This window comes from Kordiimonas marina (assembly GCF_023006325.1).
Classification (GTDB): Bacteria; Pseudomonadota; Alphaproteobacteria; order Sphingomonadales; family Kordiimonadaceae; genus Kordiimonas; species Kordiimonas marina.
In genome coordinates this window covers 574,776-589,050 of record NZ_JAINDF010000002.1, presented here as the reverse complement: position 1 = coordinate 589,050, position 14,275 = coordinate 574,776, and the positions used below count along the sequence as shown (strand labels likewise).

Below are 14,275 nucleotides of genomic sequence, written 5' to 3'. Positions count from 1 at the left end.
TGGCGGCAAAAGCGCGACACTTGAGCGAAATCAAGGGCCGCAAGGCCCCGCCGTCCTATTCAGGCTTTGCCTGACCGGCCCGAATGTGGCACTAGAGGCGGTAAGAAATCGGCGCGGCACAGCCCGCCCCAAAGACATTTGAGACAGATGCAGAACCTGACCATGGACATGCCGGAAACCGGACAAAAGGCAAAAGCCGACCCCAAAGCCGCAGCGAACACGGATGCCAGCGCCATCAACGCGGCTGACTTTCCGCTCAGGGAAGCGCGCCGGTTGGTGAAGGACCTGTGGCAGCCGAACCCGCGTATCTATTGGACTGACTTTCTGATCAGCTGCACGCTCGGCTGGGCCGCCATCGTCACCGCGACGCTGGCGCCGTTCCTGTCCCTCCTGCAGATTGCCGCGATGATTGTCGCCACCCTCGCCATGTACCGGGCGGTGATTTTCATTCATGAGCTGGCGCACTTCCGCAAGAACACTTTCGGCCTGTTCCGCGCCGTGTGGAACGCCACCTGCGGCATGCCGATGCTGGTGCCGTCCTACAGCTACACGGATGTGCATATCGACCACCACAAGCCGCAGGTTTACGGCACCAAGGAAGATGGCGAGTATCTGCCGTTCGCGGTGGACAAGCCGTGGAAGATCCTGGCTTTCCTTGCGGGCACCGCCATCACCCCGGCGCTTTTGCTGGTGCGCTCGACCGTGATTTTCCTGATCGCCTGCATCGTGCCGCCGGTGCGCACCTTCATGTGGCGGCACCTGTCGTCACTGGTGATCGACTTCACCTATGACCGTCCGGCGCCGCGCCCCGGCCAGGGCAAAAGCTGGTTCCTGCAGGACCTGGGCGCCGCCGCCTATGCCTTCCTCGGCCTCGGGCTGATTTACGCTGGCATCGTGCCCGTCGCCTTCCTCGGCGTCTGGTATGTGATGACCTTTTTGGTACTGCTGCTGAATGGCCTGCGCACGCTGGCCGCCCATGCTTACCGGAACCCGGGTGACCGCCGCATGACCCAGCAGGAAGAATTCCTCGACAGTGTCGACGTGCCGGGCAACCGTTACATCACGCCCCTGTGGGCGCCGGTGGGCCTCCGCTTCCACGCCACACACCACCTGTTCCCGGGCATGCCCTACCACCAGCTTGAGAAAGCCCACGAACGCCTGAAAGCCGAGCTGCCGGACAACAGGCTTTACCTCGCCGCCAGCCGCAAGAACCTGTGGGTCGCGCTCACCCGGCTGTGGCATGAGGCCAAAGCCGCGCAAGCCAAGGGCTGACGATGACGGCGCGGGCGAACCGACCTCTCCTTGTGGCCGGGGCCCTGAGCGCGCTGGCCGCGCTTCTTCATATCGGGGTTATTTTCGGCGGGCCGGACTGGTACCGCTTCTTCGGTGCCGGCGAAGAGATGGCTCAAATGGCCGCCAAGGGTGACCCTTACCCCGCCATCGTCACGGTCTTCATCGCCAGCGTGCTGTTCACCTGGGCGGCTTACGCTTTCGCAGGCGCGGGGCTGATCAGGCGGCTGCCGCTTATGCGCACCGCACTCACCGCCATCACCGCCGTTTACCTGATCCGCAGCCTGGCACCCCTGGGCTTGTGGCTTTTCGCGCTCGGCCCGGTAACGCCCTTCTGGATCTGGAGCTCCGCCATCTGCTTCGGCTACGGCCTCGCCTACCTGATTGGCACCCGCCGGGCGTGGCAAGGCCTTTCCGCCTGAGCCTTCCTAGCTGAACAGCGCGCGGCCCTTAATGGTGGCGGGGCGGGCGTTGCAGCGGGCGCGCCAGGCTTCAACGTTCCCAAAGCTGTACAGATCCACCTGTTCCACGACGCCGTAGAATTCCTCCAGGCAGTTGACCCACGGGAAGATGGCGATGTCGGCGATGGAATATTCATCGACGATATAATCCCGGCCCTCCAGGCGTTTTTCCAGCACGCCCAACAGCCGCTTGGCCTCGTTCGTGTAACGCTCCACCGGGTACGGGTGGTCACACTTGTCCCTGGCGTATTTGAAGAAATGGCCGAGCTGGCCGAACATCGGCCCGACGCCGCCCATCTGGAAGAAAAGCCACTGGATGGCTTCCCATTTCTTCCGCGGGTCGGCGGGCAGCAGCTTGCCGGTTTTCTCCGCCAGATATAGGAGGATCGCACCGGATTCGAACAGGTTCATCGGCTTGCCGTCCGGCCCGTCCGGGTCGGTGATCGCCGGGATCTTGTTGTTGGGGTTGATGGCCAGAAACTCGGGCGTGAACTGGTCGCCCGCGCCAATGTCGATCTTGTGCGCCTCATAGGCGAGGCCCATTTCCTCAAGTGCGATATGCACCTTGTGGCCGTTCGGCGTGCCGAGTGAATAAAGCTGGATGACGGACATGGCGTTCTCTCCCTCGTGTCTATGATTATGCCGCACGGTAGGAAATCGCCCCCGTGGGCGTCAAGCGCAAGCCTTACGGGCGATCACATTGCTGTGCGGGACGTGCACCGCCCGTGAAGCGACCCTCTTGACATGGGCAATATATTACCCTATTTGATACCTAAAGGTTACATTATGGAACCCAAACGGATCAGATAAGGACCCGAGCAATGCCCGAGAGCAAGCACGAGAAAAAGCCCGTAAACCCAGCACAGGTTGTCGACCAGTTCATGCAGCGCACCATCATCGGCGTGGCGCTTCTGGCGCTCAAACACGCGGGCAATGCCGTGCAGTATCTGGTCTCCGACAAGGTTTCGCACTGGATCGGCTGGGGCAACAACGCCATCAGCCTCATGATCGTCCTTCTGCTGTTCCCGGCCTTTTTCCGCTATTTCCGCCTGCGCCGGAGCGACCCGAGCGTCTGCATCAAGTCGGACGGGTTCCTGAGCCAGATGTTCAAGGAAGCCGCGGCCCGCGCCTTCGCCATCACCTTCGTCACGCTGTTGGTGATGGTGCTGGTCACGCAGAAGGCCCTGCAGGACCTGCCCGCCGCCTTCTTCCTGAATATCGCCGTTGCGGTGTGCATCGGCTCACTCGCCGCGGCTTACTTCTTCCTCACCCGCGATACGGATGACGAAGACGACGACGCGCTGGAGGGCTGAGCATGTCGGATGAGCTCCATAACCGCATCCGCGTTTTCCGCGCCGAACACCGCATGAGCCAGGGCGAACTGGCCGATGCCATCGGTGTCAGCCGCAAGACCATCAGCACCATCGAAGTGGGGCGTTTCGTGCCCTCAACCGTGATCGCGCTGAAGCTGGCCCGGCATTTCGGCGTGCCGGTGGAGGAGATTTTCTCCCTGCCCGAAGACGCCGCCTGAAGCTGATACTGAAGCTGATACCAAACCCAATAAAACCAAGAAAGGACCCGAGTCATGACAGACCCAAAAACATCTGGCCAAAAACCCTCTGGCCAAAAACCATCCCCCTCCGGTCGCAGGAATGTGGCAGTCGCCCTCATATGGGCCACCGCCATGCTGATCGCCGCCTATCTCATGCGGGAAAGCGGGCACAAGGACGACATGTTCATGCTGATCCTCGCCATGGGCTTCACCAGCTTCCTGGTCACCAGCCGGGGCAGCAGGTGTAAGCGCAGCCTGTTCCGGCGGCTATTCCACAAAGGCGGCAAATAAGAAAAAGGGCCACCCCGGCAAAGGGTGGCCCCATTTCTTTTCAGAGAATTTTTATCTTCAGCCGCGCCCAGTCTTAACCACGAACAGCCTTGGCGGCGGCAAGCGCCTTGGCGGCATCCGCCGGATGCTGATGGCGGGTGAGCGCATCGGCAAGCGCGGTCAGGCACAGGTCGATGTTCTTCTCGCACGCACTGGTGCCCATCAGGCCGATCCGCCAGACCTTGCCGGCCATCGGGCCGAGCCCGGCGCCGATTTCCAGATTGTGGGCGTCCAGAAGGTAGGCCCGGATGCTGGCTTCATCGACGCCTTCCGGCACCTTGACGGCATTCAGCTGCGGCAGGCGGATATCTTCGGCAACCAGGAACTCAAGCCCCAAGGCCTCAAGCCCGGCGGCGAGGCTTTTATGCATGGCCGCATGGCGATCCCACGCTTCCTCAAGCCCTTCCTCGAACAGCATGACCAGCGATTCATGCAGGCCGTAAAGCGCGTTCACGGGGGCTGTGTGGTGGTAACTGCGGCCGCCCTGCCCGTCCCAGTAGGCCATGACGAGCGACAGGTCCATGAACCAGCTATGCACCGGCGTGGCGCGGGAGCGCACGCGCTCAAGCGCGCGTTCGGAGAAGGACACGGGCGACAGGCCCGGCGCGCACGACAGGCATTTCTGCGATCCGGTATAAACCGCATCCACGCCCCACTCGTCGATCAGCACCGGCACACCGCCGACGCTGGTGACCGCGTCCATGATGGTCAGGCATTTGTGCTTCTGCGCGATCGCGCACAGGGCGGCGGCATCGGCCAGCACGCCAGTTGAGGTTTCGGCGTGCACGAAGGCGAGGATGCAGGCTTCCGGATGGTCGCTCAGCGTGGCATCGACCACCGCCGGGTCCGGCGCCTTGCCCCACTCGACGTTGATCTCAACGACCACACCGCCCGCGCGGGTGACGTTTTCACACATGCGGTTGCCGAACACGCCGTTCTTGATCACGACGACGGTGTCGCCTTCTTCCACCAGGTTGACGAAGCAGGTTTCCATGCCCGCCGATCCGGGGGCGGAGACCGGGAAGGTCAGCCGGTTTTCGGTTTTAAACAGCGCCTTCAGGCCTTCCTTCAGCTCCTCCATCATGCCCTGGAAAGCGGGGTCGAGGTGGCCGATGGTCGGCCGTGCCATGGCTTCCAGAATGCGGGGGTGAACGTCAGAAGGCCCAGGGCCCATCAGGGTGCGCAGGGGCGGATGGAAAGATTGCATCGTCGTCTCCGGCTCAAAGGAAATTGGCTTCACATGAATATATGAACAGCAGATATAGGGCATATGATGGCAAATGGAACTTTTTCTATGGCGAAAGGCGGCAAGCTTGGCCATAAGGTGGCCAGCCAGACTGAATAGAACGGACAGAGGAGACGCCGGTGACCAAGACCCTTGAGGACCAGACCGCCCGCTTCGAGGCCGCCGAAAAACTGATGGACGGGGAGGATGTGGCGCAGGACCATGTGGCCGCCTTCCGCGCGTTCCTGACCCTCGCCCGCGAAGGGTATGCTGACGCGCAGGCCATGGTCGCCTTCTATCTGTGCACCGACCTTGAAGAAGACACCTTCGGCGAGGAGGCCGAAGCGTGGGACTTTGACGTCGAAGCCGCCGCGTGGGACATGATCGCGCAGGAAAACGGCAGCGACCAGGCCGGTGAAATTGCCGAGCAGGCCGAGGAAGACGCCGACTGGCTGGCCGCCGCCCGCGCCCGCATGGGCGAAATCAAGGCCGCCTACCCGGCCGTATAACTAGCCTGCCCTTACCGGGCGTCGCAATCCAGAATGAGCGGGTCGAACACCCCGCCGATCAGCATCCCGCCTTTATAGGGGGCCGCGACGCTGGAGCCCGACAGTGGGTTGCCGTCGCTCAAGTAAACTTCCTTGGGCTTGCCGAATGCCTTGCCGTCAAAGCTGACCTTCCACACTTGCGAGGGCGAGCGCTTGGCCGGGTCCTTGGCGTGCGCGGTGAAGGCGAACAGCTTGGGGTGTGCCCCGATATAGAGCGTGCCGTCATCGGCCAGTTCGATATTGTCGAGGCCGGACGGGATATCCACCGACGCTTTTTCCGTCAGCGCCCCGGTTTCGGCATCGCGGGCATAGGCACGCACGCGCTGGCCCGTGGTTTCGGAGACGAATATCCACTTGCCGTCCCGGCTTGCCTGAATGCCGTTCGCGTAGGTCAGCCCGTCTTTGAGGAAGCGCATGCCGTTGATGGTGCCGTAGGCGATGCCGCCCTTGGGCAGCCGCCCCCACAGCTCCAGCTTCTTGCCGATCGCCGACAGGCTGCCCTTGTCGATGGAGGCATAGAAGGTATCCGGCCCGACGGCGACCACGTCATTGAGGCTGTAATTCTCATCCGGCTTCATCGTGCGGATATGATGGAGGCCGTCGTCGCGGATGTCGAAAATCTCCACCTGGGAGGTGATGGTGCTGGGGTCCATCGCCTTCTGGCTTTCTTCCGGGTGGTTGATGACGAACAGCCGGTCCGGCGCGCCGTCGCGGCCCTTCCACAGGCTCAGCCCGTGCGGGTGGAATGGCTTCTTGTAATCGTTCGGCAGTTTGATCGGTTCAGCGTGGCTGCCGGCGCGGTACAGGTAGATCGCGCCGTCGGCCTTGCCGGTTTTCATCCAAAGGCGGCGGTCATGGCTGGATAGATAGGCGATACCGCCGCCGTCGATGGTGATGTCCTCCACCCCGACCACGCCCCCAATCGCGGTGCATTTGCCTGAGAAGTGCGGGTGGAGCGTGCGGAAGACCCCGGCGTCCGACATCATGTCATAGGCGTAGCCCGCGGCGACCAGTACCACCGCCGCCATGCCGATCACCCAGCGCCGGGCGACCCGGCCGCCTTTGATGCGTTTATTCCCAGCCATCACACACCTCCCCGTTTGCCATAAGCCTTACAAGCGTATGACAGGTGAGGCAGAATTGCACTCTTCAATCTTGGAGATAGCGGGAAGCCCGGGAAGCGCTTAGCCGACTTCCTGTTCGATCCAGGCCTGGGCCTTCTGGAACTGCTCGGACGGCATGTCCTCTTTCGACTCATCGCAGAGCGTGGCGAGCGTGACGGACGCAAGCGACTGGCGCCAGGCGGCATCGGCCCTCAGCATCGCACGGGAGATACAGCAGTCCTTCTGGTAGCATTCACTGCCGACAGCGGACGGCCCACGGCGGCGGATTTCGGCGCAGCGGAAGCTCGGTCCCTTGCCGTCGATCGCCTCAACGATATCGAGAAGCCGGATCTTGTCCGCCGGGCGGGCAAGGCTGTAACCGCCCCCGGGCCCACGGCTGCTGTTCACCAGCCCCGCGCGGGACAGATGCTGCAGATGCTTGGCCAGATAGTCCTTCGGCAGGTCGAAAAACTCAGCCAGCTTGGTGGTGGGCAGCGCCGCCCCTTCCGGCAGGGTCGCCAGAAGGCCACAGCAGTGGATGCCCCATTCGATGCCTTCATTGAGTTTCATGGCGCGGCTATAGTCCTCATACAGCTACCGGGTCAATCCCAAACAAATATAGGGTCAAATCTTGTCCGGAGATAGGCAGGTGCGACATCATATCCATGCCCGCCCATCACACAACCTGACCTGATCCATCATCGGCATAAAATCTTGTGCTGCCGCTGGCTTGCCCGCCCCCGCGCGCCCCTGTATTTTTTGAGGGCGACAGCGACGGAGAAACCCCATAATGAAAATCTATGGCGACATGATTTCAGGCAACTGCCTGAAGGTGAAATATACCGCCGATTTGCTCGGCATTCCTTACGAATGGGTCGAGGCGGACGTCCTGAAGGGTGACAGCCGCACGCCCGACTATCTCGCCAAGAACCCGCAGGGCCAGGTGCCGATGATCGAGCTGGATGACGGCCGCACGCTGGCGCAGTCAAACGCCATCATCCGCTACCTGGCGCGCGGCAGCCGCCTGTTGCCGGACGATGCCTTCGCCGCCGCCAAGGTCGATGAATGGCTGTTCTGGGAGCAATATAGCCACGAGCCCTATATCGCCGTCTGCCGCTTCCACCATAAATATCTCGGCAAGCCGTTCAATGAGCTGGACGGTTGGCGCGTGGAGCGCGGCAACGCGGCGCTCGACCTCATGGAAGACGCGCTCGAGGGTAAGGACTGGCTGACCGACAGCGGCTTCACCCTCGCCGACATAGCACTTCTCGCCTACACCCAGTTCGCGCACGAAGGCGGCTTCAGCCTTGAAGGACGGGCCAATGTGAAAGCCTGGGTCGACCGCTGCCACGCGGAGATCGGTATCAGCTAGAGGCCAAACCGCATTCCCTTGCCTTCCGGTGGGGGAGACCGCACACTGGTGGGGAACCTGACCTTTAGGGGAAGGAGGCCCCCGTCCGCCCATGATGCCCGGTGACACGCTGCTCATTGAAATCCTGAGCCTGATGGCTGTGGCTGTAACCGCCGCCACGCTGTTCAGCCGCCTCGGCCTCGGCGCCATCCTCGGCTATCTGGTCGGCGGCGCCCTCATCGGCCCCTTCGGCCTCGGCCTGATCAAAAGCCCCGAAGGCATCGCGCATCTTGGCGAGTTCGGCGTGGTGTTCCTGCTGTTCCTGATTGGCGTGGAATTGAAACCCTCCCGCCTGTGGGTGATGCGGCGGCATGTGTTCGGCCTTGGCAGCCTGCAGCTTCTGATCACCGGGGCATTGTTGTCCCTGCTCGCCGCCTTCGGCCTCGGCCTTGGGGTTGGCCCCGCGGTGATCATCGGCTTTGGCCTCGCGCTCTCCTCCACCGCCTTTGGCGTGCAACTGATGGCGACCAAGGGCCAGCTTTCCAGCCAGTGGGGCCGCGCCAGCTTCTCCGTGCTGCTGTTCCAGGATTTGGCTGTGGTGCCGCTGCTCGCGCTCGTGCCCGCGCTCGGCCATGCCGAGTTTACCCTCAGCATGTCGCTCGGGCTCGCGTTTCTGGAATCGGTGGCGATCTTGGCCGCCGCCATCATCGGCGGGCGGCTTCTGATCAACCCGGTCATCGGCCTTGTGGCTTCCAGCCGCACGCCGGAGGTGTTTACCGCGCTGGCGCTCCTTCTGGTACTGGGCTTCGGCTGGCTGATGGAACACGCCGGGCTGTCGATGGCGATGGGCGCGTTCCTCGCCGGGGTCCTCCTCGCCGATTCCGCCTACCGCCACCAGATTGAGCTGGATATCCAGCCCTTCCGCGGGCTTCTCCTCGGCCTGTTTTTCATCTCGGTCGGCATGGGGCTCGATATCCGGGTGCTGACGGTGCACACCGGCACCATCCTGACCTTGCTGACCGTGCTGCTGGTCCTCAAGGCCGTCATCGTCACCCCGCTGATGCGACTGAGCAAGCTGACCCTGCCGGACGCCATCAAGGCCGGCGCGCTCCTCTCGCAGGCCGGGGAATTCGGCTTCGTGCTGTTCGCCTATGCCAAGGCTGAAGGCGTGATGACCACAGACCTGACCGACCTCCTCACCGCCGTGATCGCGCTCGGCATGGCCGTGACGCCGCTTCTGGTGATGCTCGCGGAGCGGCTGGCCCCCAGGGCCGCGCCCGTCCCCGCCCCGGAGGCAGCGGGCGAGCGCGACGGCCATGTGCTGATCGCAGGCTTTGGCCGGGTCGGCGAAACCGTGGCACGGATGCTGAAGGAGCTGGGGCTGCCCGCCACCGCGATCGACCTGGACCCCGACAATGTCGCCCGCGCCCGCGCGCTCGGCATCGGCGCCTATTATGGCGATGCGAGCCGGACGGAAATTCTCAATGCCGTGGGGGCCAAGAACGCCGCGCTACTGGTGTTGACCATGCGGGACCCGAAAACGGTGGAACACACGCTGGAGGCCGCCCGCACCCAGTTCCCGGCCCTGCCGGTTCATGCCCGTGCTCATGATGTACGCACGGCCAAACACCTGCTGTCCCGCGGGGCCAGCCACACGGTGCCGGAAACATTGGAGGCCAGCCTGCAACTGGGGGCGGAGGTCGCCCGCGCGGGCGGGGCGGACGCAGACACTGTCCAGACGCTGCTGGACAGCCTGCGGGCAAGCGACTATCGCGCGCTTGAAGGCGAAGCCGGGGCCAAATAGCCCCAGCGAGAGCACCCTGAAGTCAGGCGGCGTTCCGGTAGATATAGATATTCATCATCTGGCCTTCGAGCTTCTGTTCGCTCACATCCTTACCCGGCAGATAGTCGGCCGGGTTGGCGGCCAGCGGGTGGTCCGGGTCGGTGGTCCACAGCTTTTCCAGCGTTTCCTGCCGCGGCTCGAAGAAGACGACCGAGCCTTTATTGCCCGCCACGCGCAGCGCTTCCTTCAGCACATCGGCACGGATGGCCTCATCGATATGGTGGAGCACCCCGAAGAAGAAGACGGCGTCATAAGCCCCGTCCGCGAACGGCATGGCGCCTGCGTCGAACGCCTGAAAGCGGATCTTGTCCCTGAGGCCGACCTTCTCGGCGTTCGAAGCCCAGTCTTTGCCCGCATAGTGGGAGGTATCGGTCTCCGGCTCACCGGTCAGCACATTAAAGCCTTCGGAGGCGAGGAAGATGGCGAAGGTGCCCGCACCGGTGCCGACATCGAGGATCGCGGCATCTTTGGGCAAGTTCAGCGCCTTCAGAACAAGGTCACCATCATGCGCGATTTTTCCAAACATCGGGCTCAGGAGTGCGCCCATTTCTTCTCTATCCATTTTCGCCACCTTCTTGATTGACAATATATGCGTGCGCACGCATATTTATAGAGAACGGCAGTATTGTCAAGGTGGGGAATAGGGACATGGACAGTTTTCTGACGCTTTTCGACATGATCGGCACGCTGGCCAGGCGGCGCTATCAGGCTGCCGAACGGTCCTTCGTCGTCCTTGGCCTCAACCATACCGAGGCGCGGCTCCTGACCCTCCTAAATGAAGCGGGCGGCAAGACCACGCAGGACAAGCTGTCCGCCGGACTGTTGATCGACCGCAGCAACGCCGGGCGTGCGCTCAAACGGCTGGAAGCGGACGGCTATATCCGGCGGGAAAAGGACGCCACCGACAAGCGCACCAACCATGTGGCGATGACGAAGAAGGGCGAACAGGCGGTGAGCGACATTGCCAAGCTGCGCGTCCAGATGGCCGAACGCTTCTTCCTCGACCTCAAACCTGATGAAGCCCAGAAGGTCGTCACCCTCCTCCAGAAGGCGCTACCGAAAGACGGCTGAGCCCTTTCCCGCGGCACAAGGTCCCACGCCACGACAAAAGCAGTTGACTTTCCCCCTCCAGCGGGTAGGTCATGAGGCACGTGGCCGCACCTGCCCCCACGACAGCCCAGCGTTGCGCCAACCGCATAACAGTGGCTTTTTCCTAAATCCAATCCCCATACTCGCATTAATGAGAATAATTTTTCAAATTAATGCATTATAAAAAATATTTTTCCTCATCCTTAAGATTAAATGCTGGTGACTTAGCATAGGAGCCGTGGTATCACCCGCTTGCTTCCCGGAAGTCCTGTCGCCTGAGCAGCTCCCGGTCCCGTAACGGAGTAGTTTATGACCACGACACAGACCCTGGCCCAAAGCCAGCCCGCCTCCGCCACCGGCCCGACTTATGAAACCGTGCTTTCCGTCCATCACTGGACCGACGCACTGTTTTCGTTCCGCATCAGCCGCCCGGCGGGGTTCCGCTTCCGCTCCGGCGAGTTTGTCATGCTCGGCCTTGAGGGTGAGAAGAAGCCGATCATGCGCGCCTATTCGATCGCGAGCCCGAGCTGGGACGACCAGCTTGAGTTTTTCTCGATCAAGGTGCCGGACGGACCGCTGACGTCCCGCCTGCAGAAAATCCAGCCGGGCGACACCGTCATGCTGGGCCGCAAGCCCGTGGGCACGCTGGTCCTCGACGCGCTGACGCCGGGTGAGAACCTTTACCTTCTCTCCACCGGCACCGGCTTCGCGCCGTTCGCCAGCATCATCCGCGACCCGGAAACCTATGAGAAGTTCAACCGCGTCATCGTCACCCACACCTGCCGCCACGTGGCGGAGCTGGCCTACAGCAAGCAGGTGGTGACCGAGACCAAGAACCACGAATTCCTCGGTGAACTGGTGGACGGCAAGCTGAATTATTTCGACAGCGCCACGCGCGAGCCCTACTTCCGCCACGGCCGCATCACCACGCTGATTGAAAACGGCCAGCTGTTCGAAAGCCTGGACCTGCCGTCCTTCGACCCGGCGCGTGACCGTGTGATGATCTGCGGCTCCTCCGCCATGCTGGCAGACACGCGCGAGCTGTGCCAGAAGTTCGGCCTGAGCGAAGGCTCGAACGCGGCCCCCGCCGAATATGTTTATGAGAAAGCGTTCGTCGGCTAACCGCCGCACTGGAACGCGATCAGAGAAGGCGCTGCCCTACCCCCGGGCGGCGCCTTTTCGCTGTCTGGGACTGGCGTGCAGACTTCTGGTATGCAGGCAAAAAAAAGCCGCAGGAGGACTGCGGCTGATGAGTCAGATGCTTTTTAGAAACAACGCGATAGTAGCCGCGGGACAGCCGCAGTCAATCAGGCATCCGTCAGGTCACAAATAATTCAAGGAACTGAAACAAGATGCCGCCCATGCCGGGATTTTCACCCGACATACGCGCATCTCGCAGCCGCGCTTTGACGCCGGGCGTGCGCGGGCTAAGCTTATGGAAAGACCTGCCAACAGGGGGATAAATCAGATGACCAGCGTGACCGAGGCCGTCCGGGGCCGCCATTCCATCCGCGCCTTCAAGGACACGCCCGTGCCCCTTGAGGTCGTGCGGGAGATCCTGGATATCGCACGCTACGCGCCGTCCGGTGGCAACCTCCAGCCCTGGATCGTCCATGCGCTGACGGGCGACGCGCTCAGCGACCTTCTCGGGCGCGTCTTTAAAGTCCTCAGCGAAAATCCGATGGGTGAAGGCGGTGATTATAGCCCCTACCCCGAGGCCTTGTGGGAACCTTATCGCTCCCGTCGATTCAAAAACGGTGAGGACCTTTATGCCACCATCGGCATCGGCCGTGACAACAAACCCGCGCGGCTGATGCAATTCTCCCGCAATTTCGGCTTTTTCGGCGCGCCTGTGGGACTGTTCTTCTGTATCGACCGCGGCATGGGGCGGCCGCAGTGGGCACATATGGGCATGTTCATGCAGACGGTGATGCTGCTCGCCCAGGAACGCGGGCTGGCCACCTGCGCGCAGGAAGCCTGGTCGGTGCTGCCGAAAACCGTGGGCGATTTCCTGAAGCTGCCCGAAGACCAGATGCTCTATGCCGGCATGGCGCTTGGCTATGCCGATGAGGACGCGCCGATCAACAGCCTGCGCACCGACCGGGTCGAGGTAGATGACTTCACCAGCTTCCACGGTTTCTGAGCGGGGCTAAGCCCAACACCCGGTTATTGAACATTTGTTCAAAATAATTCCTGTTCCGACACTGAACTGTCATCAAACGGCGGCAGACTTCACCCCATTCTGCCGAGCTCTCTGCCGGCATTCCCATCACACGAACATCATGGGGTAAAACCGTGCGTAAAGCCTTAAGCGTATTCATCTTTCTTTTCACCGCCCTGTCGGTGCCGGCCACTGCTGCCGACAAGAAACCCGTTACTGACACAGTGGTTCTTGTCACCATCGACGGCCTGCGTTGGCAGGAAGTGTTCCGGGGCGTGGACCCGGCCTTCTTCGACCATATGAACTATATGGCCTACAAAGACACTCATGCCGACTTCAAGCGTGACTATGGCGGCAAAACGCCGGAGGAACGCCGGCAGAAGCTGATGCCTTTCTTCTGGTCCGTGATCGCGAAACAGGGCCAGCTTTATGGCAACCGCGACAAGGGCAGCAAAGGCCATGTCACCAACCCGTACCACTTCTCCTACCCGGGCTATAGCGAGATCCTGACCGGTATCCCGGACCCGCGGGTCAACAGCAACGACAAGGTGCTGAACCCGAACCGCACCGTGCTGGAATGGCTGATTCACAAGCCGGAAAACAAAGGCAAGGTCGCCGCTTTCGGCTCGTGGGACGTGTTCCCCTTCATCATCAATGAAGGCCGTTCGGGCGTGCCGGTGAACGCGGGCTTCGAACCCTACCCCGCCAACGGTGACCAGGAAGTCGCGATGCTGGACAAGCTTCAGGCTGACATCCCCAGCCCGTGGGACACCGTGCGCCTGGACGCCTTCACCATGGGCTTCGCCCGTGCCGCCCTTCGCCACAAGAAGATGCGCATGGTCTTTATCGGCCTTGGCGAAACCGATGATTTCGCCCACGAAGGCTTCTATGACCAGTATGCCAATGCCGCACACCGCGCCGACAAATTCATCGGCAAGCTGTGGGCATGGCTGCAGTCCGACCCGCGCTACGCCGGCCACACCACGCTGTTGATCACCTGTGACCACGGCCGTGGTGGCGACACGCTGGAGCATTGGCGCAGCCATGGCCACTTCCCCTACACCAAGGCGGACGGCACCAAGGCGATCAGCAACTTCCCGGGCGACGGCCAGATCTGGATGGCGGCCCTTGGCCCCGACACCCCGGCGCTGGGCGAAATCTCCGGCGGTGAGGTAACCTCAAGCCAGATGGCGGCCACAGCGGCACGCTTCCTTGGCTACAAGAACTACAAATCCGACCATGCGACCCTGAAGGCGGGCAAGCCGGTCCTGACCATGCTGGGCGCGGCTAAGTAAGGCCTGCGAAAAACTCCCAGCGTTTAA

General features: G+C 62.1%; 17 protein-coding genes. 12 read left to right on the top strand and 5 right to left on the bottom strand.

The features are described 5' to 3' along the window. Positions 1-147: 147 nt before the first annotated feature. On the top strand, positions 148-1,272 hold the full coding sequence (locus K6118_RS06035; RefSeq protein ID WP_247119327.1) for a fatty acid desaturase family protein: 1,125 nt from the start codon (positions 148-150) through the stop codon (positions 1,270-1,272). A 2-nt stretch (positions 1,273-1,274) separates the two neighbouring features. Beyond that, entirely contained in the window at positions 1,275-1,712 is a 438-nt protein-coding gene (locus K6118_RS06030) for a hypothetical protein (RefSeq protein WP_247119326.1), read from the top strand. Between the two features lie 6 nt (positions 1,713-1,718). Here the strand turns inward: K6118_RS06030 and K6118_RS06025 are convergent, their stop codons facing one another. Next, positions 1,719-2,363 carry a glutathione S-transferase N-terminal domain-containing protein gene (locus K6118_RS06025; RefSeq protein WP_247119325.1) on the bottom strand — a complete coding sequence of 215 codons (645 nt, stop codon included), beginning with the start codon at positions 2,361-2,363 and terminating at the stop codon, positions 1,719-1,721. 209 nt (positions 2,364-2,572) lie between these two features. Here K6118_RS06025 and K6118_RS06020 point away from each other — a divergent pair, with 209 nt between their 5' ends. The 3 genes from K6118_RS06020 (at position 2,573) to K6118_RS06010 (ending at position 3,594) form a co-directional block, all read left to right on the top strand. Then, entirely contained in the window at positions 2,573-3,064 is a 492-nt protein-coding gene (locus K6118_RS06020; RefSeq protein ID WP_247119324.1) for a hypothetical protein, read from the top strand. Between the two features lie 2 nt (positions 3,065-3,066). Continuing rightward, positions 3,067-3,282 carry a helix-turn-helix transcriptional regulator gene (locus K6118_RS06015; protein WP_247119323.1) on the top strand — a complete coding sequence of 72 codons (216 nt, stop codon included), beginning with the start codon at positions 3,067-3,069 and terminating at the stop codon, positions 3,280-3,282. A gap of 123 nt (positions 3,283-3,405) precedes the next feature. Beyond that, positions 3,406-3,594: a hypothetical protein gene (locus tag K6118_RS06010; RefSeq protein WP_247119322.1), complete on the top strand. Its 189-nt coding sequence runs from the start codon at positions 3,406-3,408 to the stop codon at positions 3,592-3,594. Positions 3,595-3,667: 73 nt separating this feature from the next. Here the strand turns inward: K6118_RS06010 and K6118_RS06005 are convergent, their stop codons facing one another. Beyond that, positions 3,668-4,840, bottom strand: a complete 1,173-nt coding sequence (locus K6118_RS06005; RefSeq protein ID WP_247119321.1) for a pyridoxal-phosphate-dependent aminotransferase family protein — start codon at positions 4,838-4,840, stop codon at positions 3,668-3,670. 158 nt (positions 4,841-4,998) lie between these two features. On the opposite strand from K6118_RS06005, the gene K6118_RS06000 reads away from it, so the two are divergent. Further along, positions 4,999-5,367 (top strand): hypothetical protein, encoded by a 369-nt coding sequence (locus K6118_RS06000; protein WP_247119320.1) that lies wholly within the window; start codon positions 4,999-5,001, stop codon positions 5,365-5,367. An 11-nt stretch (positions 5,368-5,378) separates the two neighbouring features. Here K6118_RS06000 and K6118_RS05995 read toward each other — a convergent pair whose 3' ends face one another. Both K6118_RS05995 and K6118_RS05990 read right to left on the bottom strand, forming a co-directional pair. Beyond that, positions 5,379-6,491: an SMP-30/gluconolactonase/LRE family protein gene (locus K6118_RS05995; protein ID WP_247119319.1), complete on the bottom strand. Its 1,113-nt coding sequence runs from the start codon at positions 6,489-6,491 to the stop codon at positions 5,379-5,381. A gap of 99 nt (positions 6,492-6,590) precedes the next feature. Then, the gene (locus K6118_RS05990) at positions 6,591-7,079 is read right to left on the bottom strand and encodes an RrF2 family transcriptional regulator (RefSeq protein ID WP_247119318.1); all 489 of its coding nucleotides are present in this window, start codon (positions 7,077-7,079) and stop codon (positions 6,591-6,593) included. Positions 7,080-7,299: 220 nt separating this feature from the next. Here K6118_RS05990 and K6118_RS05985 point away from each other — a divergent pair, with 220 nt between their 5' ends. Next, complete coding sequence (locus K6118_RS05985; RefSeq protein ID WP_247119317.1) at positions 7,300-7,881, top strand: glutathione S-transferase family protein; 582 nt, start codon at positions 7,300-7,302, stop codon at positions 7,879-7,881. Positions 7,882-7,972: 91 nt separating this feature from the next. Continuing rightward, positions 7,973-9,664, top strand: coding sequence for a monovalent cation:proton antiporter-2 (CPA2) family protein (locus K6118_RS05980; protein ID WP_247119316.1), 1,692 nt, complete (start codon positions 7,973-7,975; stop codon positions 9,662-9,664). A 22-nt stretch (positions 9,665-9,686) separates the two neighbouring features. Here the strand turns inward: K6118_RS05980 and K6118_RS05975 are convergent, their stop codons facing one another. Then, a complete protein-coding gene (locus K6118_RS05975) occupies positions 9,687-10,265 on the bottom strand; it encodes a class I SAM-dependent methyltransferase (RefSeq protein WP_247119315.1) in 579 nt (192 codons plus the stop codon). A gap of 86 nt (positions 10,266-10,351) precedes the next feature. Between K6118_RS05975 and K6118_RS05970 the strand changes: the two genes are divergently transcribed. From K6118_RS05970 to K6118_RS05955, 4 genes are all read left to right on the top strand, one after another. Further along, positions 10,352-10,774 carry a MarR family winged helix-turn-helix transcriptional regulator gene (locus K6118_RS05970; protein WP_247119314.1) on the top strand — a complete coding sequence of 141 codons (423 nt, stop codon included), beginning with the start codon at positions 10,352-10,354 and terminating at the stop codon, positions 10,772-10,774. A gap of 327 nt (positions 10,775-11,101) precedes the next feature. After that, positions 11,102-11,914 carry a ferredoxin--NADP reductase gene (locus tag K6118_RS05965; RefSeq protein ID WP_247119313.1) on the top strand — a complete coding sequence of 271 codons (813 nt, stop codon included), beginning with the start codon at positions 11,102-11,104 and terminating at the stop codon, positions 11,912-11,914. 346 nt (positions 11,915-12,260) lie between these two features. Beyond that, positions 12,261-12,935, top strand: coding sequence for a nitroreductase (locus tag K6118_RS05960; RefSeq protein ID WP_247119312.1), 675 nt, complete (start codon positions 12,261-12,263; stop codon positions 12,933-12,935). Positions 12,936-13,087: 152 nt separating this feature from the next. Then, entirely contained in the window at positions 13,088-14,248 is a 1,161-nt protein-coding gene (locus K6118_RS05955) for an alkaline phosphatase family protein (protein ID WP_247119311.1), read from the top strand. Positions 14,249-14,275 lie beyond the last annotated feature (27 nt).